This window comes from Flavobacterium xueshanense (assembly GCF_900112975.1).
Classification (GTDB): Bacteria; Bacteroidota; Bacteroidia; order Flavobacteriales; family Flavobacteriaceae; genus Flavobacterium; species Flavobacterium xueshanense.
This window is the reverse complement of record NZ_FONQ01000001.1, coordinates 151,066-173,855: the sequence shown is the minus strand read 5'-3', so window position 1 is coordinate 173,855 and position 22,790 is coordinate 151,066. Positions and strand designations below refer to the sequence as shown.

19 protein-coding genes and 1 pseudogene are annotated in these 22,790 nt (G+C 34.6%); 9 read left to right on the top strand and 11 right to left on the bottom strand.

What is annotated here, in order from left to right:
- Positions 1-22: 22 nt before the first annotated feature.
- The 8 genes and pseudogenes from groL to miaB form a co-directional block, all read right to left on the bottom strand.
- Positions 23-1,651, bottom strand: a complete 1,629-nt coding sequence (gene groL / locus BMZ76_RS00715; protein ID WP_091202549.1) for a chaperonin GroEL — start codon at positions 1,649-1,651, stop codon at positions 23-25.
- 136 nt (positions 1,652-1,787) lie between these two features.
- Complete coding sequence (locus BMZ76_RS00710; protein WP_091202546.1) at positions 1,788-2,063, bottom strand: co-chaperone GroES; 276 nt, start codon at positions 2,061-2,063, stop codon at positions 1,788-1,790.
- Positions 2,064-2,198: 135 nt separating this feature from the next.
- Positions 2,199-2,543, bottom strand: a complete 345-nt coding sequence (gene secG, locus BMZ76_RS00705) for a preprotein translocase subunit SecG (RefSeq protein ID WP_091202544.1) — start codon at positions 2,541-2,543, stop codon at positions 2,199-2,201.
- Positions 2,544-2,546: 3 nt separating this feature from the next.
- Complete coding sequence (locus BMZ76_RS00700) at positions 2,547-3,398, bottom strand: tetratricopeptide repeat protein (protein WP_091202541.1); 852 nt, start codon at positions 3,396-3,398, stop codon at positions 2,547-2,549.
- A 69-nt stretch (positions 3,399-3,467) separates the two neighbouring features.
- Entirely contained in the window at positions 3,468-3,971 is a 504-nt protein-coding gene (locus BMZ76_RS00695) for an LptE family protein (protein ID WP_091202539.1), read from the bottom strand.
- 100 nt (positions 3,972-4,071) lie between these two features.
- Positions 4,072-5,328 (bottom strand): sigma-54 interaction domain-containing protein, encoded by a 1,257-nt coding sequence (locus BMZ76_RS00690; protein WP_091202537.1) that lies wholly within the window; start codon positions 5,326-5,328, stop codon positions 4,072-4,074.
- Between the two features lie 49 nt (positions 5,329-5,377).
- Positions 5,378-5,703 (bottom strand): annotated as a pseudogene (locus BMZ76_RS00685) (GxxExxY protein).
- A gap of 130 nt (positions 5,704-5,833) precedes the next feature.
- Positions 5,834-7,279 carry a tRNA (N6-isopentenyl adenosine(37)-C2)-methylthiotransferase MiaB gene (miaB, locus tag BMZ76_RS00680; protein ID WP_091202535.1) on the bottom strand — a complete coding sequence of 482 codons (1,446 nt, stop codon included), beginning with the start codon at positions 7,277-7,279 and terminating at the stop codon, positions 5,834-5,836.
- 230 nt (positions 7,280-7,509) lie between these two features.
- Here miaB and topA point away from each other — a divergent pair, with 230 nt between their 5' ends.
- From topA to BMZ76_RS00645, 7 genes are all read left to right on the top strand, one after another.
- Entirely contained in the window at positions 7,510-10,038 is a 2,529-nt protein-coding gene (gene topA / locus BMZ76_RS00675) for a type I DNA topoisomerase (RefSeq protein WP_091202532.1), read from the top strand.
- A gap of 3 nt (positions 10,039-10,041) precedes the next feature.
- Positions 10,042-11,193 (top strand): formimidoylglutamase, encoded by a 1,152-nt coding sequence (locus tag BMZ76_RS00670; protein ID WP_091202529.1) that lies wholly within the window; start codon positions 10,042-10,044, stop codon positions 11,191-11,193.
- 272 nt (positions 11,194-11,465) lie between these two features.
- Entirely contained in the window at positions 11,466-12,869 is a 1,404-nt protein-coding gene (gene porK, locus BMZ76_RS00665) for a T9SS ring complex lipoprotein PorK/GldK (protein ID WP_091202526.1), read from the top strand.
- A 44-nt stretch (positions 12,870-12,913) separates the two neighbouring features.
- The gene (gene porL, locus BMZ76_RS00660; protein WP_091202524.1) at positions 12,914-13,561 is read left to right on the top strand and encodes a type IX secretion system motor protein PorL/GldL; all 648 of its coding nucleotides are present in this window, start codon (positions 12,914-12,916) and stop codon (positions 13,559-13,561) included.
- A gap of 45 nt (positions 13,562-13,606) precedes the next feature.
- Positions 13,607-15,151: a type IX secretion system motor protein PorM/GldM gene (gene porM / locus BMZ76_RS00655; RefSeq protein WP_091202521.1), complete on the top strand. Its 1,545-nt coding sequence runs from the start codon at positions 13,607-13,609 to the stop codon at positions 15,149-15,151.
- 47 nt (positions 15,152-15,198) lie between these two features.
- Entirely contained in the window at positions 15,199-16,089 is an 891-nt protein-coding gene (gene porN, locus BMZ76_RS00650; protein ID WP_091203077.1) for a type IX secretion system ring subunit PorN/GldN, read from the top strand.
- Positions 16,090-16,188: 99 nt separating this feature from the next.
- A complete protein-coding gene (locus BMZ76_RS00645; protein ID WP_091202518.1) occupies positions 16,189-17,241 on the top strand; it encodes an NAD(P)/FAD-dependent oxidoreductase in 1,053 nt (350 codons plus the stop codon).
- Between the two features lie 2 nt (positions 17,242-17,243).
- Here BMZ76_RS00645 and BMZ76_RS00640 read toward each other — a convergent pair whose 3' ends face one another.
- Entirely contained in the window at positions 17,244-17,627 is a 384-nt protein-coding gene (locus BMZ76_RS00640; protein WP_091203076.1) for a DUF983 domain-containing protein, read from the bottom strand.
- 85 nt (positions 17,628-17,712) lie between these two features.
- Between BMZ76_RS00640 and BMZ76_RS00635 the strand changes: the two genes are divergently transcribed.
- Positions 17,713-19,620, top strand: a complete 1,908-nt coding sequence (locus tag BMZ76_RS00635) for an ABC transporter ATP-binding protein (RefSeq protein ID WP_091202515.1) — start codon at positions 17,713-17,715, stop codon at positions 19,618-19,620.
- A 30-nt stretch (positions 19,621-19,650) separates the two neighbouring features.
- Here BMZ76_RS00635 and BMZ76_RS00630 read toward each other — a convergent pair whose 3' ends face one another.
- Positions 19,651-20,619, bottom strand: a complete 969-nt coding sequence (locus tag BMZ76_RS00630; protein WP_091202513.1) for an App1 family protein — start codon at positions 20,617-20,619, stop codon at positions 19,651-19,653.
- 64 nt (positions 20,620-20,683) lie between these two features.
- Between BMZ76_RS00630 and BMZ76_RS00625 the strand changes: the two genes are divergently transcribed.
- A complete protein-coding gene (locus BMZ76_RS00625) occupies positions 20,684-21,574 on the top strand; it encodes a diacylglycerol/lipid kinase family protein (RefSeq protein WP_091202510.1) in 891 nt (296 codons plus the stop codon).
- Here BMZ76_RS00625 and BMZ76_RS00620 read toward each other — a convergent pair.
- A complete protein-coding gene (locus BMZ76_RS00620; protein ID WP_091202507.1) occupies positions 21,567-22,715 on the bottom strand; it encodes an 8-amino-7-oxononanoate synthase in 1,149 nt (382 codons plus the stop codon). The genes BMZ76_RS00625 and BMZ76_RS00620 overlap by 8 nt on opposite strands.
- Positions 22,716-22,790: the final 75 nt, after the last annotated feature.

Genomic DNA, 22,790 nt, shown 5'->3' with positions numbered 1-22,790 from the left:
TTTTATATAAAGGAAAATGCTATTACATCATTCCTGGCATACCACCACCCATTGGGTTTCCACCACCATTATCTTCTTTGATATCAATCAAAGCACATTCAGTAGTCAATATCATTCCGGCAACCGAAGCTGCGTTTTCTAATGCTACACGCGTTACTTTTTTAGGATCAATAATTCCTGCTTTAAGCATATCAACATATTCATCCGTTTTTGCGTTGTATCCAAAATCACCCGAACCTTCAGCAACTTTTGCAACAACAACTGAACCTTCAAGTCCGGCATTTTCAACAATTGTTCTTAATGGAGATTCTACTGCACGAGATACAATTTGAATTCCGGTTGCTTCATCAGCATTATCAGCTTTAATAGCGCTAAGTGCGTTTTTAGCTCTCAATAAAGCAACACCACCACCAGCAACAATTCCTTCTTCAACAGCAGCACGAGTTGCGTGAAGCGCATCATCAACTCTGTCTTTTTTCTCTTTCATTTCTACTTCAGAAGCAGCACCAACATAAAGTACAGCAACTCCCCCAGCTAATTTAGCCAAACGTTCTTGCAACTTTTCTTTGTCATAATCAGAAGTTGTAGCTTCCATTTGACCTTTAATTTGGTTTACACGATTTTTGATCATATCAGCTTCACCAGCTCCACTTACAATCGTTGTATTGTCTTTGTCGATAGTCACTTTTTTAGCAGTTCCTAACATCTCGATAGTTGTGTTCTCTAAAGTGTATCCTCTTTCTTCTGAAATTACAGTTCCTCCAGTTAAGATAGCGATATCTTCCAACATTGCTTTTCTTCTGTCTCCAAAACCAGGCGCTTTTACAGCAGCGATTTTCAGGGCTCCACGTAATTTATTTACCACCAATGTAGATAATGCTTCGCCATCAACATCTTCAGCAATAATTAATAATGGTTTTCCAGATTGAGCAACTGGCTCCAAAACGGGTAATAATTCTTTTAAAGAAGATACTTTTTTGTCATACAAAAGGATGTAAGGATTTTCCAATTCTACTTCCATTTTTTCTGAATTAGTCACAAAATAAGGAGAAAGATATCCTCTGTCAAATTGCATCCCTTCTACAACATCAACATACGTATCCGTTCCTTTGGCTTCCTCGACAGTAATAACACCTTCTTTTCCAACTTTTGCGAAAGCAGTAGCGATTAATTCACCAATTACTTCGTCGTTATTAGCTGAAATTGAAGCAATTTGTTTTATTTTTTCAGAATCACTTCCTACTACTTTTGCTTGTTTTGCTAAGTCAGCTACAATAGCTTCAACCGCTTTGTCAATACCACGTTTCAAATCCATAGGATTTGCTCCCGCAGCGACGTTTTTCAAACCTTCTTTTACAATTGCTTGTGCCAAAACTGTTGCAGTTGTAGTTCCGTCTCCAGCTAAATCATTAGTTTTAGATGCTACTTCTTTCACCATTTGAGCGCCCATGTTTTCCAATGGATCTTTCAATTCAATTTCTTTTGCAACAGTAACACCATCTTTAGTAACAGTTGGTCCACCAAAAGCTTTTCCAATAATTACGTTACGACCTTTTGGTCCTAGCGTTACTTTTACTGCATTTGCTAATGCATCAACACCACGTTTTAATCCGTCACGTGCTTCAATATCAAATTTTATATCTTTTGCCATTTTTGTTGTCATTGCGAGGTACGAAGCGATCGCATCCTCATTATTAATTTAATTTTTTTTAAGTTCCCTTCACCAGTTCCAGCAAAGCTATCGAGTTAAATTGTCTCGATACTTAATTTTTCAGATTGAATACTATTTAGATAATTGCTAAAATATCGTCTTCACGCATAATCAAATAATCTTTTCCTTCCAGTTTTAATTCAGTACCGGCGTATTTTCCGTAAAGGACAGAATCACCAATTTTTACAGTCATGGTGTGGTCTTTTGTTCCGTTTCCAACAGCAACAACAGTCCCTTTTTGTGGTTTTTCTTTGGCTGTATCTGGAATAAAAATCCCTGAAGCAGTTTTTGTTTCAGCAGCAACGGGCGCGATAAGAACTCTGTCTGAAAGTGGTTTGATGTTTAAAGCCATAATTTTATAATTTATATTATTTATTTTAACTGCGATAAAGATTTCAGAAATTGTGCCATCCTACTAACACTGACATAATTTCTTATAAAAAATGCCAGCTTTGACAGGCTGGCATTTAGATTACGTTGTAATGATTTATTGCGCTGGATTTGTTGCGGCAGGTGTGTTTTGTGCAGGAGCAACTGGCGTGTTTGTTGCTGGTACGGAACTTCCTGTGTTTTCAATGATTTTCGAATCTGTATCACTTAATGTTCCTGTAAAGCTTAAGCTTGAAAGTAATATAAGTGCAATTAGTATAGTTGCTAATGTCCATGTGCTTTTGTCTAAAAAGTCAGTGGTTTTTTGTACTCCACCTAACATTTGAGCACCACCTATTGTAGAGGATAATCCGCCACCTTTAGGGTTTTGAACCATGATAACTACGATTAATAGAAAACAAACTATAGTTATTAAAACTAAAAAAATTGAAAATGTGCTCATTGTTTAATTATTATTATGTTGTAAAATCTTAATATCCGATATGCGGTCTGCAAAGAAACTACTTTTTTCTGGATATTTCAAAATTAATATTTCATAAGCTTGAATCGCTTTTTGATATTTTTTTTGTTCCAAATAAACACGGGCTAAAGTCTCTGTCATCAGCGAAGAATTGTCCGCTGCATTTTGGTCGAAATTAGCAGTAGAAGGCACTCCATGTTTTACTGGAGAAATCTTCGGACTCTTTTCAATAAATTTATCGATAAGTTCTATTTTTTTCCTCTTGTCGGCATCTATAAGTGGAGCAGGTTCATTAATTGGTTGCTCACTTTCTCTTTTGATAGGTTCCGTACGCGAAAGCTGAAGCCATTCTTGGAAGGAATGTTGTTCCTTTTTGGAGAAATCCAACGGTGTACCAATGGCTAACTTTTCTTCAACTGTTGTTGGACAATCCTTTTTTTCGATTGGAGAAGCTTCCTTTATTGAAGTCAGAATAGATTGTTCTAATGTGGTTATTTTAAGTTCTAATTTTTCTTTAGCAATAATAATTTCACTATCGATCACTTCTAGGTCTAGAATTTCGAGGGCTTTTCTATCGTACAGACTTTTATGAATTGACGTAAAAGTATCCGATGTGATGAAATCAAATAAAACCAATCTATCCGTTGAATAGGCTGCCGTTATTTTTAAAGCAGCATTGTATTTAAAACTATTTTGATTATAAAGTCCTTTTAATTGAATCGCTCTGGCACTTTGAAAATATGGAAACTCTTCCAATACTTTTTCTAAAGCTTCCGTTTGCTTTTCATGGACAGCATCGGGTTTGTTAATCAAATAAGTATAATCGGTTACGTTCATTTTTAATGTTTAATTGTGGAATTATTAAACTGTTTAATCGATCAAACAGTTCAATAATTAAACTTTAATTTACCATTTAGCTAATGACTCATTAAAGATATCTTGTGTTATTCTTTCAAAAATATCTTTCAAAGCTGAGTTTAATGTAGCTCCTGTTAATTGTTGTTCTGCAGGATAATCATAGAAAAATGTGAATGGTTTTTCAAAATCATCTGCTTCTTTTTTCTTATTGGTAAAACGAACATTCACTCGAATCGTCAGACGGTTTTGAGCAGCTCTCTGATCCGCGGTTGCTGTCATTGGACTTATTCTGTAATCTACAATTTCTCCTTCGTACGTCAAATCAGCACCGTTTTTGACCAAGTTCAAATTGGTTTGGTTCAAAATCAAATCTTGAAGTTCTAATGTAAAGGTGCGGTCAATTCCGGGTTCAATTAGTTCCGCATTATTCTGAAAAAAGCCCACTTGAAATGTTTCGGCATCAATTTTACCGGTTCCTGTAAAGTTATAAACCGAGCAGCTGTTGATACTCACTATAATTATCGAAAGAAGAATAAGTTTTATTTGTTTCATTTTCTATTTTAAAAATTGCTTCGCCAGTGTGCTAAAACTTTGGTCAAATATATTCATTTTCAATCAAAGCATATACGTCCTTGTGTCTTTGTTAAAAAAACTACAAATCAAATTGCTTAATTTTTCTGTATAAAGTTCTTTCAGAAATGCCCAATTCATCCGCGGCAGCTTTTCGTTTTCCTTTGTTTTTTTCTAATGATTTTATAATCATTTCGATTTCTTTTTGTTCTAAACGCAAGGTTTCTTCTTCCTCGACAGTTTCTGCAAAAAGATAATTGTCGTCCTGTTCTTGATATAAATCCTCATTGTTTTGAGCCGCTATTAATGATGCTCTCGGTTCTTCTTCAAAATCTATTTCACTATCGCTTTCTTTTGAACCGTATATTTTTTTAATCAAATTTTGATTCGTCTCTTGTACTTTTGAACCTCCATTTTGAATCAATTCCAGCGTTAATTTTTTCAAATCATTCAAATCACTTTTCATGTCGAAAAGCACTTTGTACAAAATTTCCCTTTCGGTACTAAAATCCGTTTCGCTTTTTTTGTCTTTAATTACAGAAGGTAAATTGCTTCCCTGCGCTGGCAAATAAGATTGTAAGGTCACGGCAGATATATCTCTGTTTGTTTCCAAAACGGAGATTTGTTCCGCTACATTTCGCAATTGTCGGATGTTTCCGCTCCAACGAAATTTTTGCAGTAACTGAACCGCATTTTCGTCTAGTTTCAAAGGAGGCATTTTATATTTATGAGCAAAATCAGCAACGAATTTCCTAAACAATAAATGAATGTCATCTTTTCGATCGCGCAAAGGCGGCAAAGTAATATCCACCGTACTCAAACGATAATATAAATCTTCACGGAATTTACCTTTTTCGATAGCATCAAATAAATTAACATTGGTTGCAGCAACGATTCGCACATCAGTTTTCTGCACTTGTGAAGAGCCTACTTTTATAAACTCCCCATTTTCAAGAACACGTAACAAACGCACCTGAGTGGTTAACGGTAATTCACCAACTTCATCCAGAAAAATAGTTCCACCGTCAGCGACTTCAAAATAGCCTTCACGGGTTCCTGTTGCTCCGGTAAAAGCACCTTTTTCATGTCCAAAGAGTTCACTGTCTATTGTTCCTTCAGGAATCGCACCACAGTTTACGGCAATATATTTTCCGTGCTTTCTATGCGAAAGCGAATGAATAATTCTGGGAATATTCTCTTTTCCAACTCCGCTTTCTCCTGCTACTAGTACCGTAATGTCCGTAGGAGCTACCTGAATGGCTTTTTCTATCGCACGATTAAGCTTCGGATCATTTCCGATAATCTCAAATCGTTGTTTTATGTTTTGAACTGATTCCATATGTTTTTTCTCAACCACAAATTACACAAATTTTCGCAAATGGATAATTTTAGGTATTTATTAATCTTTTGTGAACTAACGATTTATTTTGAAAGTTTGCAATTATTCCAACGGGAGTAGTGGCTAATTTTACGTAATTTAATGTTTGCGCAAGATGATCATTGATGATTTCTTTTATTGATTTTACTTTTAGAATAATATCGGTATACACAACAAAGTCGGCGTAAATTTATGAGGCAAAATAATTCCCTTGTATTCCACACTATATTCTTTTTCTCTTTCGTAAGGAATATTATGATTTTTGAATTCTATTTCTAATGCATCTTTATACACAATTTCAAGTAAACCAAGTCCTAATATTCGATGGACTTCCATACAAATACCAACTATTTCGTAGTTTTCATTTTTTTTGTAATAATATTCATTAGACTCATTGATATTAGATTTTTTAATTTAATGAATTTGTGGGAATTTGTGGGAATTTGTGAAATTTGTGGTAACAAAATCAATTCATTTCACTCAAACCAACTGCTGTTCCTTTTAAGGTTCCGCTGGTGCAGCTTTCAATTTTAACTAAAACAAAAGCACCGATTTTATAATCTTCTTTTGGAAAAACTACCGTAATACTTTGTGAATTCCTTCCAGAAAACTCTTCTGTTGATTTTTTTGAAACTTTTTCTATCAAAACTTCTACTGTTTGACCAATGAATTCCTTAGCGCGCAACCAAGCGTGTTTTTGTTGTAAATCGACAATTTCCTGCAATCTTCGCGCTTTAGTTTCTTCGGTAACATCATCTTCCATTTTCCTTCCTGCCAAGGTTCCCGGACGTTCTGAATACGAATACATATATCCAAAATTATATTTCACATATTCCATCAAACTCAAGGTGTCTTGATGATCTTCTTCGGTTTCTGTTGGAAAACCTGAAATCATATCCTGTGAAATTGAACCATTCGGAATAATAGCCCTGATTTTATCAATCAAAGTCATGTATTCTTCACGCGTGTGCAAACGATTCATTGCCGCTAAAATTCTATTGCTTCCTGATTGAACCGGCAAGTGAATGTGCTTACATATATTAGGATGTTTTGCAATCACGTGCAAAATACTTTCGTGCATATCTTGTGGATTTGATGTCGAAAATCGGATTCTCATTTTTGGGAAATCAATAGCCACCATTTCTAACAATTGATCAAAATCAACTGCAGTAGCTTTTTGCATTTCGGTTGCATTTTCAAAATCTTTTTTCAATCCGCCGCCGTACCATAAATAACTATCCACATTTTGTCCCAAAAGTGTAATTTCCTTAAACCCTTTGTCCCACAAATCCTTAATCTCCTTAATAATGCTTTGCGGTTCCCGGCTGCGTTCTCGTCCGCGGGTAAAAGGTACCACGCAAAACGTACACATATTATCGCAACCACGGGTGATAGAAACTAAAGCCGTAATTCCGTTGCTCATCAATCGCACCGGCGAAATATCGCCATAGGTTTCGTCTTTCGACAAAATCACATTAATTGCATCGCGACCTTCTTCTACTTCTTGCAAAAGGTTCGGTAAATCTTTATAGGCATCAGGACCCACAACTAGGTCTACAATTTTTTCTTCTTCGAGGAATTGACTTTTCAATCGTTCCGCCATACAGCCTAAAACGCCTACTTTCATTTTTGGATTGATGCGTTTGACGGCATTGTATTTTTCTAAACGTTTGCGAATTGTTTGCTCTGCTTTATCCCGAATCGAACAGGTATTCACCAAAACTAAATCGGCTTCTTCCAGAATTTGCGTCGTATTATATCCGTTTCCGGATAATATAGAAGCTACAATTTCGCTATCTGAAAAATTCATTGCGCAACCGTAACTCTCAATAAAAAGTTTCTTCGTGTTCTCGGGTTTATTTTCTAAAACAAGACTTTCTCCTTGTTTGCTTTCTTCAATAATCTTTTCCATCCTATATTTTAAAAGTGCAAAGATAAGGGAATTCAAATAAATATGACAAGATGTCAGATTAAGAATTAACAATGTTTTAAGTCGTTTTATAAAACTGATAAATTGGTCCAAAATTTATTAAATTTAAATGTGTCAAAACCCGCAATTCAACGATTAAATTGACTTTTAAAATTTAAAAAACTCAAAATTTAAAAAAATCATATACTTTTGCCGACATAAACAATCGGAATATGGCAAAGAATTTAGTTATAGTGGAATCACCTGCAAAGGCAAAAACAATTGAAAAATTTCTGGGAAGTGATTTCCAAGTGGAGTCAAGTTATGGACATATTGCCGACTTGCCATCTAAAGAAATTGGAGTAGATGTGGAAAATGGTTTCAAACCTAAATATGAAGTTTCAGCCGATAAAAAAGCATTGGTCACCAAATTAAAAGGACTAGCGAAAAAAGCTGAAATGGTTTGGTTAGCAAGTGATGAGGATCGCGAGGGTGAAGCTATTTCTTGGCATTTAGCCGAAGAATTAAAATTAGACAAAACCAAAACTAAGCGAATTGTTTTTCACGAAATTACTAAAACAGCGATTTTAAAAGCGATTGATAATCCAAGAGAAATCGATTATAATTTAGTCAATGCACAACAAGCACGTCGTGTTTTGGACAGATTGGTTGGTTATGAATTGTCGCCTGTACTTTGGAGAAAAATAAAAGGAGGACTTTCTGCGGGTCGTGTACAATCAGTATCCGTTCGTTTGGTTGTAGAGCGCGAAAGAGAAATTCAGAATTTCAAAGCCGTAGCGACATATTCTATTGTAGCAGAATTCACTAATGAATCTGGAAAAACATTCAAAGCAAAACTTCCTAAAAATTTTAGTACTAAAAAAGAAGCTGAAGATTTTTTAAATAAAAATATAGGTTCTACATATAAGGTAGCCGATTTAGAAACGAAGCCTACCAAAAAATCACCAACTGGTCCATTTACAACGTCAACTTTGCAGCAAGAAGCCGCACGTAAATTGTATTTGCCTGTTGGAATTACGATGCAACTAGCACAACGGTTATACGAAGCCGGACTTATCACGTACATGAGAACGGATAGTGTGAACTTATCCAAAGATGCGATGGAAGCTGCTCAGGCAGAAATAATCAAATCCTACGGAAAAGAGTTTTCTAAACCTCGAACTTTTGTCAATAAAAGCAAAGGAGCACAGGAAGCGCATGAGGCGATTCGTCCTACGGACATGTCACGTCATACGGTAGATATTGACAGAGATCAAGCGCGTTTATATGATTTGATTTGGAAGAGAACGTTGGCTTCTCAAATGAGTGATGCACAATTAGAACGTACTAACGTGAAAATTGAAGCGAACAATCACGGTGAAATTTTTACTGCATCAGGTGAAGTATTGCTTTTTGAAGGTTTCTTAAAAGTATACTTGGAAGGTCATGATGACGATGAAGAAGAGCAGGAAGGCATGTTGCCGGCGATGAAAGTCAACGAGAAATTACAGAACAATTACATCTCAGCAACCGAAAGATATTCTCGTGCAGCTGCAAGATATACGGAGGCTTCTTTGGTAAAAAAATTAGAAGAACTTGGGATTGGACGTCCTTCTACTTACGCACCGACGATTTCTACGATTATAAACAGAAATTATGTGGAGAAAGGAAATCTTGACGGTCAGGAACGTAATTATACGCAGCTAACATTGCAATCCGGGAAAGTAGGAGAGAAGTTGCTAAAAGAAAATACAGGTTCTGATAAAGGAAAATTGGTGCCTACAGATATTGGAACGATTGTTACTGATTTCTTGGTGAAGAATTTCGGAAACATTTTAGATTATAATTTCACTGCAAAAGTAGAACAGGATTTCGATGAAATTGCCGAAGGAAATATTGAATGGACAAAAATGATGCAGGAGTTTTACGATAATTTTCACCCAACGGTAAAAGATGTCGAGGCCAATGCTGAAAGAGAAAGTGGTGAACGAATTCTGGGAACAGATCCAAAAACCGGTAAGCCAGTTTCGGTGCGTTTAGGGAAATTTGGACCAATGGCTCAAATTGGAGCTGCAGATGATGAAGAGAAAAAATTCGCCAGTTTAATGACGGATCAAAATATTGGAAACATCACTTTAGAGGAAACGTTGAATTTGTTTTTGTTGCCAAAAAATTTGGGTGAATATAAAGGAGAAGAAGTTGAGGTAAGTAATGGACGTTATGGTCCTTATATTCGTCATGGTGCGGCTTTCGTTTCTTTGCCAAAAGGCGAAAATCCATTAGACGTAGATTTTGAAAGAGCTCAAGAATTAATTGATGAAAAAACGCTGGCTGATGCGCCAATAGCAGTTTATAAAGGCGAAGGCGTTCAAAAAGGAACCGGTCGTTTTGGTCCTTTTATAAAATGGGACGGCTTATTTATAAATGTGAGTAAGAAATACAATTTTGATAATCTGTCTCAATCGGATATTGAAGCGTTGATTGAGGATAAATTGCAAAAGAATATCGATAAGGTTTTGCACAACTGGGAAGACGAAGGGATTCTAGTCGAAAAAGCCCGTTGGGGACGCTCGGTTATTACCAAAGGAAAAACCAAAATTGAATTGAGTAAAGATGTTGATGCTACTAAATTGACATTGGCAGAAGTTCAGGAAATGATTGCCAAGAAAACGCCTGCAAAAAAAGTAGCTGCAAAAAAAGCACCTGCAAAAAAAGCAGTGGCAAAGAAACCAGCAGTTAAGAAACCCGTAGCAAAAAAGTAAAGAATGGAATTTGATTTTCTGAAACCCGTAGATGATGAAATCCTAGAGTTTATAAACGGATTGACTTCGCAGCAACTGGGAAGTAAAATAGTTTTGCACACCAATGAACAATTCCCTGATTTAAACAAAATTGAAATTGCTGTAATAGGCGTTTTAGAAAATCGAGGAGATAAAAAAGCGGTGTCAGATGTTGATTTAATACCGCTCAGAAAAGAGTTGTATGGTTTGTTTCCCGGTAATTGGGATGCTTCAATTGCGGATTTGGGTGATATTCTCGCCGGAAATTCAGCTGCGGACACTTATTTTGCAGTAAAAAAAGTTGTTGCAGGATTAATCAAGAAAAAAATAATACCAATTGTAATCGGTGGTTCTCAAGATATAACTTATGCGCTTTATAGAGCCTACGATGATTTGGAGCAAATGGTAAATTTAGTTTCTATCGATAGTAAATTTGATTTTGGTAAAGATGAGGAGGAACTTTCTGCTGCTTCTTATTTGACAAAAATAATTGTAGACGAACCCAATAATCTTTTTAACTATTGTAACATAGGCTATCAGACTTATTTTAATTCGCAGGAAGAAATAGATTTGATTGAAAAATTATTTTTTGATGGGTATCGATTAGGAGAAGTTTCGAATAATATTGCTATTTCAGAGCCAGTTTTCAGAGATGCTGATTTGGTAAGTATTGATCTAAATTCAGTTAAATCTTGTGATTCAGGAAATTTTATTTCATTTCAGCCAAATGGTTTTAATGGAAAAGAGATTTGCTCTTTGTCTCGATACGCTGGAATAAGTGATAAAGTATCGTCATTTGGGATTTTTAATCACAATAATTCGAAACAAGAATCGGTGCTGATTGCACAGGTAATTTGGTATTTTATTGAAGGTTTTCATTATCGTTCCAATGAATATCCTTTTGGAAGCAAAGAAAACTATTTAAAATACATTGTTCCATTGGAGGGAGAGGAACTTGTTTTCTATAAAAGTGGCAAAACGGATCGCTGGTGGATAGAAATTCCATTTATTTCTAATGGTAATAATAAATTAAAAAGAAATACGTTATTACCATGTTCTTATGATGAATATTTAATGGCCTGCAATCAAGAATTACCTGAAAGGTGGTGGAAAGCACAGCGTAAGAATATTTTATAAATGCTGGAACTAGATTTACAATTCAATCCTTAAAAAAGGTTTGAAAACTAATGTGTTTTATAGTAGGTTTACCTTTCTGAAATGCATGAAAAAATTCGATTTAAATGTATTTTATCGGTTATTTTAGTATTTTATCGATAATATATTTTTTTTGTATTTTATTTAACATTAGTTTTGAACTTGAATTAATTTCACAATAAAAATATTGTTTTATAAATAAATAATAAATAGGTTTACACACTTTAAAATAATGAATAGATAACAAAATTTATATGAAGAAGTTCATTGCATATACGTCAATTTTGGCCCTTTTGATCGGCTGCGGTAAATCAAGCGATAAAGGAGAATTAGTTGGTATTAATGGCGGCAAATGGCATCCTGAAAAACCGTATGGAATGGCTTTGATTCCCGGTGGTTCTTTTATCATGGGTAAATCAGATGATGATTTAGCTAATGTGGAAGATGCTCCTACAAAAACAGTAACCGTTCGTTCCTTTTATATGGATGAAACGGAAATCACTAATAGTGAATACCGTCAGTTTGTAGAATGGGTAAAAGACTCTACTATGAGAGTTCGGTTAGCAATTATGGCAGACATGAGCGGACAAACAGCTGATCCGGGAGCTGCTAAAGGTAAAAATAGCGGAAGTATTGGTGATTTTGCTTTTAATGATTCTGATCCGGAAAAAATGACGGCGTATGATAAATACATGTATGATAATTATTATAGTGTAGGAACTGCTGATGATCCTTACGCGGGAAGAAAACTGAACAAAAAAGTAAAATTAATCAAAGATACTAAGTTGTATCCGGATGCGGAGTATGCTGAAGTAATGGATTCAATGTACTTGCCAATAGAGGAATCCTACAATGGGTTAAGAACTATTGATGTTAATAAATTGAAATTCCGTTATTCTTGGATGGATATTCAGGCTGCTGCCAAAGCAAAAGTCGGAAGAAGAAAAGATTTTATCAAAACGGAAGAAGTTAACGTTTATCCAGACACTACTGTATGGATAAAAGATTTTGCTTATTCGTACAACGAACCAATGCATAATGATTATTTCTGGCACAAAGCCTACGGAGATTATCCTGTGGTAGGTGTGAAATGGACCCAAGCGAAAGCATTTTGTGCCTGGAGAACATTGAATAAAAATAGTTACGTAAAATCGAAAAAGAAAGGACAAGATTTGATTAATTCTTTCCGATTGCCAACTGAAGCGGAATGGGAATATTCTGCCAGAGGAGGTCTTGAGTCTGCAACATATCCTTGGGGTGGACCATATACTAAAAATGACAGAGGTTGTTTCTTAGCTAATTTTAAACCAAACAGAGGAGATTATGCAGCTGATGAAGCTTTGTACACTGTGGAGGCAAAATCGTATGAGCCTAATGGTTATAATCTTTATAATATGGCTGGAAATGTATCTGAATGGACTGATTCTTCGTATGATCCAAATGCTTATGAATACGTTTCCTCAATGAATCCAAATGTTCAGGATGGCTCAAATAAACGAAAAGTACTTCGCGGTGGTTCATGGAAAGATGTTGCTTATTTCTTACAGGTAAGCACACGAGACTATGAATATGCAGATTCTGCAAGAAGTTACGTCGGTTTTAGAACTGTTCAGGATTATATGGGAGTTCAAACCACGGGAAACGGAAAAAAGAAATAATTAAAAAAAGAAACCAAATCTATTAAATTTTTAAAAACACTATTATGGCATTATTAAGCAAAAAAGCAATGAATTTCGCATACGGTATGGGAGCGGCGGTTGTAATCATTGGAGCATTATTCAAAATTACCCATATTGAATTTGGATTCTTAACAGGTAACTTAATGCTTACGATAGGTCTTGTTGTTGAAGCACTAATTTTTGCGCTTTCAGCATTCGAACCAGTTGATAATGATTTAGATTGGACTTTGGTTTATCCAGAATTAGCTAATGGTCAAGCTAAACCGGCTACCAAAAAAGTGGAGACACCTTCTGATGCACAAGGATTATTGTCTCAAAAGTTAGATGTTATGTTAAAAGATGCTAAAATTGATGGGGAATTAATGGCAAGCTTAGGAAACAGCATTAAAAATTTCGAATCAGCTGCAAAAGGAATTGCACCTACTGTTGATTCTATTGCATCTACAAAAAAATACAGTGAAGAATTAAGTTTAGCTGCAGCACAAATGGAATCATTGAACAGTTTGTATAAAATACAATTGCAAAGCGCTTCCAGAAATGCTCAAATAAATGAGGAAGTTGCTGAAAATAACTTAAAATTAAAAGATCAAATGCTGTCATTGACTTCTAATCTATCGTCTTTAAACAACGTATATGGTGGAATGCTTTCTGCAATGAATAATAAAGGATAATTAGTTTCGAACTATAAAAAAACAATAAACTAATTATTAGAAAATATGGCAGGAGGAAAACTAACCCCTAGGCAGAAGATGATTAACCTAATGTACTTGGTTTTTATCGCGATGTTAGCATTAAATATGTCCAAAGAAGTATTGTCGGCTTTTGGATTGATGAATGAAAAATTTGAAGGTTCAAACATTTCAGCTGAGCAGTCAAACGCTCAAATGTTAGCTGGTTTAGATGCAAAAGCTGCTGAAGCAGGTGGAGAATTTACTACAGCGTCAGCAACAGCTCATAAAGTAGAAACAATAACAAAAAACTTTTACGATTATATTGCAAAAATAAAGTCAGAAGTTTTAGTAGGGACAGAAGTTGATCCTGAAACTGGGAAATTACCTTACGAGGCAATGGACAAAGGAGATAATATCGATAATTTATGGTTTAGCCCTGCAGGTTATTCGGCTAAAGGAAACGAAGTTGTAGCTACGATTGAAAAGTATAAATCAGATATGAAATTAGCATTAGGTAATAATAAAAAATTATCACCTATTTTATCTGAAGTTGATTCTAAATTTAGTTTGGCTGATGTTAAAAATAAAGATGGTATCGCAGTTGATTATTTAGATTATCATTTTAAAGGCTTTCCAGCTGTTGCCTCTTTAGCAAAATTATCTGCTTGGCAGAATGATGTAAAAAAAGCGGAAACAGATGTTTATAATACATTGTTAGGGAAAGCGGCTGTTGCTGCAGCTTCTTACAGTAATTATCAGGCAATTGTTGTACTTGAAAAAAGCGCTTATTTTCAAGGAGAGCAAATAACTGGTAAAGTAGTTTTAGGTAGATATGATGAAAACACTAAACCTACGTCTTTCTCTGGTCCTGGGAAAATTGTAAATGGCCAAGCTGTGATTTCTATGACCGCTGGTGGTGTTGGTGAACAAAACATCAATGGACAGTTTACTTTCTTAGAAGACGGAAAAAATATCCCGCTTAAGTTTCAAGGGAAATATGTGGTTGTTTCTCGTCCGGTATCGGCAACAATTTCTGCTGATAAAATGAATGTCGTTTACAGAGGAGTTGTAAATCCTATGACAGTTTCTTTTGCAGGCATTCCTGATGCAAACGTCAGTGCTTCCGCACCAGGCTTATCAAAGGCAGGAGGTCAAGGAAAGTTTAAGATGAGTCCGCAAGGAGGAAATGAAGTAGTAATAAATGTAAGTGGTAAGATGGCTGATGGAAAATCAGTTACAGATAGAAGAGTTTTTAGAATCAAAGGTATTCCTGGTCCTACTGGAACTATTAGAGGAGAAATGGGCGTGGTAAAAGGGCCTAAATCAAATTTAGAAATAGCAACAATTGGAGCCAAATTAGTTGATTTTGATTTTGAAGTTGGTTTGAATGTTGTGGGGTTTAATTTGAAAGTTACTGGTCAGCCTACTGTGGTTGTTTCAGGAAACAGATTGAATGCACAATGTAAAGCCGTTCTTTCAAAAGCAGGAAGAGGAGATCAGGTTACTATCTCTGAAATTAAAACAAAACTTGAAGGTGCAGGTAGTTATTTATTACCAAGAACCGCTCCGGTAATTTTTGAAATACAATAATAAGTAGATTTTTATAAACCTACTTCAATTCTTATTTGGATAACATGATGAATGTAAGAAATTTTTTAATCGCTATTATCTCTATTACGGGAAGTTTTGCGTCATTTGCGCAATCTAATTTGCTTAATGCCAAAACTCCGGATCAAATAGGACTTAAAACTGCTGCGCAACTTGACTCAGATAATGATAAACCATTAGCTTACGGTTATGTGCATGATAGAGATGTCTTAATGGGTAAGACTACTTGGGAGATTATTGACTTAAGCGAAAAGATTAATTTTGCGTTGTATTTTCCAATTGATACTGCAAATATTGGTTCCGGTAGAAGGTCATTGTATGATGTATTGACCAAAGCAATGAAAAATGGCGAAATCACTGAAGTGTATACAGATAGTTATTTTAATACTAAAAAATCGTTGCAAGACATACAGGGTTCATTAACTCGAATAGACACCACCGATGCAGGAAGAGAGCAAATTAACGCAGGAAATCAAATCTCTGATGAGTACATTTTAAGACAAGATTTATCTGCTCAAGATGTTTCTCAATATAAAATAAAAGGATACTGGTATTTTGATAAGCGTCAGAGTGAACTTAAATACCGTTTGTTGGGAATTTGTCCTGTGACGCCTGATGTGTATTCAATGAATAGCGACGAGAAAGATTATATTGAGTTATTTTGGATATTTTTCCCTGCTGCAAGAGAAGTTTTGCATGATGCGAAAGCTTTTAACGACAAAAATTCAGCGATGCCTGTTTCTTTCGATCAAATCTTAAATTCAAGACGTTTCAATAGTGTTATCTACAAGGAAGAAAATGTATATGGAGATAGAAATATCGATGAATACATGAAAGATAATGCTCAAAACCAATTGTTGGAATCGGAAAGAGTAAAAGACAAGATTCGAAATTTCGAATCGGATATGTGGAATTATTAAAATCTGTTTCATAAATTTATTAATCAACTCTTACCGTAATGGTAAGAGTTTTTTGTTTTAAAATGCTTTCTTTGTATTTAGTTTTAAATGAATTTTTAGATGATTGATTATTTAATTATTGGTTCTGGTTTAGCAGGTATTTCATTTGCAGAGGTTGCTTTGCGCGATGACAAATCTATTTTTGTTTTGGATAATAATTCTCAAAATTCATCGAAAATCGCCGGTGGATTGTATAATCCGGTAATTCTTAAACGTTTTAGTGAAGTGTGGAATGCGCAAGAGCAATTAATAGTGATGAATGATTTCTATTCTTTATTGGAAGAGAAACTTAAATGTAAAGTAGATTTTAAAAAGCCCATTTTAAGAAAATTTTTTTCAGTCGAAGAACAGAATAATTGGTTTGCCGCTTCGGATAAAGTTGGACTTGCTCCATTTTTATCAACTGAATTGATTTCTAAAAAATATGGAGCCATCGATTCTCCCTATGGTTATGGTGAAGTTTTGCAAACAGGTTATGTTGACACAGCTTTGTTGTTAAATAAATATAAAGAATATTTAATTCAAAATAATCTGTTTTTAGAAGAAGCATTTGATTATAACGCGCTTAAAAGCGAGTCAGATGGTATTCGTTATAAAGATATTCAAGCGAAACACATCATTTTTGCTGAAGGTTTTGGTATGCATGCAAATCCTTATTTTAAGTATTTGCCTTTGGACGGTACTAAAGGAGAACTTTTTACTATAAAAGCACCTCAACTGGATTTAGATGTAATTGTAAATACTAGTATTTTTATTTTGCCTCTTGGTAATGATTTATTCAAAGTTGGCGCTACCTATAACTGGAAAGATAAAACGGACTTGCCTACTGAAGAAGGAAAAACGGAATTAATAGAAAGAATTAAAGAAATTATTACGTGTGATTTTGAGATTGTGGAGCACTTTGCAGGTGTTCGTCCAACGGTAAAAGACAGAAGACCATTAGTGGGAACGCATAAAGATCATAATTCGATACATATCCTGAATGGTTTGGGAACTAGAGGGGTTATGCTCGGGCCGTCAATGGCGAAAGCATTATTTGACCACATAGAAAACCAAACTCCGTTAAACCCAGTAATTGATGTTAAACGATTTAAAACAAAAGAAAAGAAATAATATTACTTATGTTTTGCGTTTGGGTCGTACGAAACAAACATATTGATGTAGATGTTTCTGGACAAACGTAAAACAAAAGGGAAAGATAGTATCAAGGATGCTATGATAACAATAAAAGCCACTTTAAGATTGGAATCAAAAAATACAAACGAGATTATAAAAGCGGCAATTCCTATGGCAACATTTAATCCGTAACTAACGTACATGGCACCATAAAAAAAAGAGGGTTCGATTTGATAATGTAAACCACAATGACTGCAATTTTCGTTCATTTTTAATATTTTATTGAAATGCAGAGGATTTTTGTCTAAATACATACTCTCATTCTGACATTTAGGACAAGTTCCTGTTAAAATGCTATATAATTTGGATCCTTTTTTTAACATTTGCAAAAAATTTAATTTTCCTTTTTTGATACCGAAAATTCGGTACACAAATTTACACAATTGTAAAGGAATAAAATCACAATACATGCTTAATATACACAATTTATCCGTTTCGTTTGGTGGTTCTTATTTATTTGAGGAAGTTACTTTTCGATTGGGTGCCGGGGACAGAGTGGGCCTGGTTGGGAAAAACGGAGCCGGAAAATCGACTATGCTTAAAATGTTAGCGAGAGATTTTGCCCCTGATTCGGGTGTTATTTCTCAAGAGAAAGATATTCGAATGGGATTCTTGCGTCAGGATATTGATTTTGAACAAGGAAGAACAGTTCTGGAGGAAGCTTACGAAGCTTTTACGGAGATAAAAATTGTTGAAAAAAAGCTTGAAGAAATCAATCATCTTTTAGTAACGCGTACGGATTATGAAAGTGACGAATATAGCCAAATAATAGAAGACTTATCTGAGTTTACACACCGTTTTGAATTATTGGGAGGTTATAATTATGTGGGTGATACGGAAAAAATCCTTCTTGGATTAGGTTTCAAAAGAGAAGTTTTCGATAATCAAACGGAGACTTTCTCCGGAGGATGGAGAATGCGTATCGAATTAGCCAAATTATTATTGCAGGCCAATGATGTTTTGCTGCTAGATGAGCCCACGAATCACTTGGATATTGAAAGTATCATCTGGTTAGAAAGTTTTCTTCGTAATTATCCGGGAGTTGTGGTGATTGTTTCGCACGATAAAATGTTTTTGGATAATGTAACGAATAGAACTATCGAAATTTCCCTTGGTAAAGCCTATGATTTCAATAAGCCATATTCTCAATATTTAGAATTACGTCATGAAATTCGCGAAAAGCAATTGGCAACGCAAAAAAATCAAGCCAAAAAAATTGAAGAAACAGAGAAATTAATTGAAAAATTCCGTGCCAAAGCTTCCAAAGCTTCGATGGCACAGTCGTTGATAAAAAAATTAGATAAAGTCGAACGTATCGAAGTTGACGAAGATGATAACTCAGTGATGAATATCTCTTTTCCAGTTTCAAAAGAACCGGGTAGAGTGGTGATTGAAGCTGAGAATGTAACTAAAAGCTACGGTGATACTACGATTTTGAAAGATATCAATTTGTTAGTGGAGCGTGGAAGTAAGATTGCTTTCGTTGGACAAAACGGACAAGGAAAATCAACTTTTATTAAAGCTATTGTTGACGAATTTGAATACCAAGGAAATATTAAATTGGGTCATAATGTACAGCTGGGTTATTTTGCGCAAAATCAGGCGGAATATCTGGATGGTGAAATTACATTATTGCAAACCATGGAGGATGCCGCAGCGGACACAAACCGAATGAAAGTTCGTGATATGCTGGGTTCTTTCTTGTTTCGAGGCGATGATGTGGAAAAAAAGGTAAAAGTCCTTTCTGGAGGCGAAAGAAACCGTTTAGCGTTGTGTAAATTATTGTTGCAGCCGATTAATGTTTTGTTGATGGATGAGCCTACGAATCACCTGGATATTAAATCTAAGAATGTTTTGAAAGCCGCACTTCAAAAATTTGGGGGAACTTTATTGTTGGTTTCTCACGATAGGGATTTCTTGCAGGGAATGTCAAATTTGGTTTATGAATTTAAAGATCAAAAAATAAAAGAATATTTAGGCGATATCAACTATTTCTTAGAGCAACGCAATATGGAGAATATGCGTGAAGTCGAGAAAAAAGATGCTGAAAAAGCAGTTGCACCAAAAGAAAGTAACAAAGCTTCTTATGAAGATCAAAAGAAAGGGAAAGCTTTACAAAACAAATTGAGTAAAGTAGAAAGTCAAATCAAACAATTAGAAAAGGACATTCAACAAGATGATAAAATGCTGGCATCTAATTATGATAAGCACATTGAAGATGCGAAGTTTTTCACTGCTTACAACAAGAAAAAATCAGAGTTAGATAAACTGCTCTTAGAATGGGAAGTTGTTCAGGAAGAAATAGATAATTTATAAAAAAGAGAGTTCCATTTTGGAACTCTTTTTTTATACAATAATTCCAATCGATTTGGAGTGCGCGATTGCTTCACTGCTATTTTTGAAGTAACAAATTGAAACGTTTAAGGTTTCTAAATTTTTCATCACATTTATTACTTTTTCTTTTTGCGTTGAACCAGTCTGTCGGATATATACGGCTTTTACGGTGACCGGAAAAATTTTGCAAATGGCTTCGTATAAGTAAGGATCATGTTGTGAATCATCGCCAAGAAGCACATATTCTAGATTGGGGTAAAACTCCAATATGTGTTTTATTTTATCAAATTTATGATTGTGATTTCCGCTGCCGGTCAAGAAAAAGTCAGTGAGACTCGTTTTAATGTCCTTCAAAAGTAACACCGCTTTAGGCAGTTCGTGAAGTTCGGTGAATTTTGTGATGAAGCGGTATAAATTCCACTCGCTGCTGGAAACATAGAAAAAAGCATTAAACTCCTCCTTTTTTTCTCTTCCAGCAGTACTTAAAGCCTGATAATGGGTAACAACATCATCATATATTTTTCTTTTATTTACGTTTTTAAATAACAAAACATATAATTTTTTCAATGGATTCAGTGTGTGAGAAACTAAAAAAGTATCATCAATATCGGATATGATTCCGAGATTTCCTTTGTGTGGCCGAATGTAACTGTCTTTTGTAGTGATGGTTCCGTTTTTATAAACAATACTCACTTCATAATCGATCCAGCCGTAATTCTTGTCTTGGTCTAATGGAACACAAAATTTAAAATAGCCATCCACAAGTGTTTTGGTATGAATTTTGGAATTGTTGTGTTTTAAATAAACATCAGCGTTAGCCTGCGTTTTTATTTGAAACATTTTGATAACAGAAGTGGCATTTTTTAGATTCTTTTTTTGAAAATTATATTCTTCTACCGATGTTGGTTTGAAAACATGCCCCATGACAATTAATTCTTGTTCATTCGCGTAGCCTCGGTATAATTTTAAAATTGGTTTCATATATTGTATTACTTTTGATAAAAGGTCAATTTATAGGTTTTTAATCAATAAAAGAAGAAAAAGTTTGAAAAAAAATATCATGTTGGTTGTAAATCCTATCTCTGGCGCTGTCGATAAGTCAGAACTTATTGATGCTGCTACTGTTTTTGCAGACAAAGAAAATTTAAATCTTGTAATTTATAATACTTCAGGGATTTCAGATAGTGAAAACATAAAAGTGCTTTATGATACCTACATTCCAAAACGAATTATTGTGGCTGGTGGTGACGGAACCATAAAAATGGTTGCTGAAGCTATGGAAACACACGATGTTATTATTGGTATTTTGCCAGCTGGTTCTGCTAACGGTTTAGCAGTAGATTTGAATTTACCATCGACCATTGAAGAAAACTTAGAAATCGCTTTTCACAATGATTTTATGGAAATAGATATGATTTCCATCAACGGGAAAAAAAGCATTCATTTAAGTGATTTGGGTGTAAATGCAGAAATGATAAAGAACTACGAAAGCGGAAGCATTCGAGGTAAATGGGGATATGCTTTGCAAACATTGTCTACTTTGATTGATTTAGACGATCCGTTTATTGCAACAATTACTGGTGATTTTCCAACGATAGAATGTGAGGCTAGAATGATAGTTATAGCAAATTCTCAAAAATACGGCACCGGAGTTTCCATAAACCCAAATGGAATTATGGACGACGGAAAGTTTGAATTGGTTATTTTGAAAAATATGGATTTATTAGTACTTGGTAAAATCATCACTGGAAATATGCCTTTAGATAACAATGATGTTGAAATTATTTCTACTGATAAAGCATTTGTTATTACCAATATTCCGGTTAGTTTTCAAATTGACGGCGAATATTGTGGAACAGAAACGAAACTGAATATCGAAATTTTACCTAAACAAATGAAAGTTGCAATTCCCAATCCAATAACTGAAATTATTTAAACGGATTGCGTTCTTGCCACACAGTTTCAGGTTCTAAATATTTGAATATTTTAGGAAGATATAAATTTACAATCTTGGAACTATGATCCATCAATCCGAACATTTTTACAGGTTTAGCACCAACTGAACTTTTAATTTCCAAAGCCGTTCTGGCAAAGATAATTTCCTTGAAATTTTTATTGATGGAGTAGGCAATCATGTCGTACAGCATGTTTAGATACAGCATTTTTTCACGCTGAATACTTTCGTCGTAACCCAGAAAATAAGTGTCCATCACTTCTCCGTTTTTTATTAAAGTATTAAATCCAATGAGTTTTTCGTTGATAAAATAGCCATAAAAAAGAAATTTATCTTTAAAGATTTCTTTAAAAACCCTAAAATGATTCTTCGGTAAAAAGAAAGTGTTGAAAGGGGCATTTTTGGCTACGTGAAAATACAGCTCGTAAATAGTATCTTCAAGAGCAATAATGTCTTCCAGATGCAATTTTCTTTTCTCAACCAATGCTGCTTTTTTTCGGGCTCTTTTATATTGATCTCTGTATTTTTTTGAAAGTGATTCTATGTAATCTTGCTCAGATTGCCATTTTTCATTAATTGAGAAAACCATGTTGGGTTGCGTCGAAAATTGATAATCATTTTGGAATTCAGGAATGTCAAAATTTTTTATTTCTTTCTTGTCGAAATCTTTGTACGTGGTAATGTGAATCTTTATGCCTTTGGATTTAAAGATTTTTTTTAATTCCGATGTAGCTGCATGTAAGGCTTGCATTGCTCCCTTATTATCAACAGCATTGGACAAGGCAAATGAATTTTGGCCGGTCAGCATATTGTTGCCAATAACAAGTACATGGGAAGCAAAGTTTCTGAAAATAATATTTCGTACAGCGGTTTTAATACATTTGTCGCGTTCACCAAAAGATTCTAATGCAATCAAATCCAAAAATTGCGAAAGTGCGATGCCTACCAAAATCTCATTGTCGAAAATTCCGATGAAATTACAAATCATATTTTCAGGGGAAGATTTTTCTAAAACTTGTAGGTATTTCTTAGATAAAAAAATTGTTGAAACAGCTAAATCATCCCATTTTTCAGGAAGTTGAGCGGTTGAGCTGTAAATTTTGAAGGAATAAGCTGTATTCAATTTGTTTGGAAATATTTTTCCAAAATTAGTTAATAAAGTTAAAGTATTATGGATTGTCTCTAATTTACTTAACTT

Excerpts from the sequence above, each read along its gene's own strand:
- groL (WP_091202549.1), bottom strand. The coding sequence starts at position 1,651 with ATGGCAAAAGATATAAAATTTGATATTGAAGCACGTGACGGATTAAAA.
- BMZ76_RS00710 (WP_091202546.1), bottom strand. The coding sequence starts at position 2,063 with ATGGCTTTAAACATCAAACCACTTTCAGACAGAGTTCTTATCGCGCCC.
- secG (WP_091202544.1), bottom strand. The coding sequence starts at position 2,543 with ATGAGCACATTTTCAATTTTTTTAGTTTTAATAACTATAGTTTGTTTT.
- BMZ76_RS00700 (WP_091202541.1), bottom strand. The coding sequence starts at position 3,398 with ATGAACGTAACCGATTATACTTATTTGATTAACAAACCCGATGCTGTC.
- BMZ76_RS00695 (WP_091202539.1), bottom strand. The coding sequence starts at position 3,971 with ATGAAACAAATAAAACTTATTCTTCTTTCGATAATTATAGTGAGTATC.
- BMZ76_RS00690 (WP_091202537.1), bottom strand. The coding sequence starts at position 5,328 with ATGGAATCAGTTCAAAACATAAAACAACGATTTGAGATTATCGGAAAT.
- miaB (WP_091202535.1), bottom strand. The coding sequence starts at position 7,279 with ATGGAAAAGATTATTGAAGAAAGCAAACAAGGAGAAAGTCTTGTTTTA.
- topA (WP_091202532.1), top strand. The coding sequence starts at position 7,510 with ATGGCAAAGAATTTAGTTATAGTGGAATCACCTGCAAAGGCAAAAACA.
- BMZ76_RS00670 (WP_091202529.1), top strand. The coding sequence starts at position 10,042 with ATGGAATTTGATTTTCTGAAACCCGTAGATGATGAAATCCTAGAGTTT.
- porK (WP_091202526.1), top strand. The coding sequence starts at position 11,466 with ATGAAGAAGTTCATTGCATATACGTCAATTTTGGCCCTTTTGATCGGC.
- porL (WP_091202524.1), top strand. The coding sequence starts at position 12,914 with ATGGCATTATTAAGCAAAAAAGCAATGAATTTCGCATACGGTATGGGA.
- porM (WP_091202521.1), top strand. The coding sequence starts at position 13,607 with ATGGCAGGAGGAAAACTAACCCCTAGGCAGAAGATGATTAACCTAATG.
- porN (WP_091203077.1), top strand. The coding sequence starts at position 15,199 with ATGAATGTAAGAAATTTTTTAATCGCTATTATCTCTATTACGGGAAGT.
- BMZ76_RS00645 (WP_091202518.1), top strand. The coding sequence starts at position 16,189 with ATGATTGATTATTTAATTATTGGTTCTGGTTTAGCAGGTATTTCATTT.
- BMZ76_RS00640 (WP_091203076.1), bottom strand. The coding sequence starts at position 17,627 with ATGTTAAAAAAAGGATCCAAATTATATAGCATTTTAACAGGAACTTGT.
- BMZ76_RS00635 (WP_091202515.1), top strand. The coding sequence starts at position 17,713 with ATGCTTAATATACACAATTTATCCGTTTCGTTTGGTGGTTCTTATTTA.
- BMZ76_RS00630 (WP_091202513.1), bottom strand. The coding sequence starts at position 20,619 with ATGAAACCAATTTTAAAATTATACCGAGGCTACGCGAATGAACAAGAA.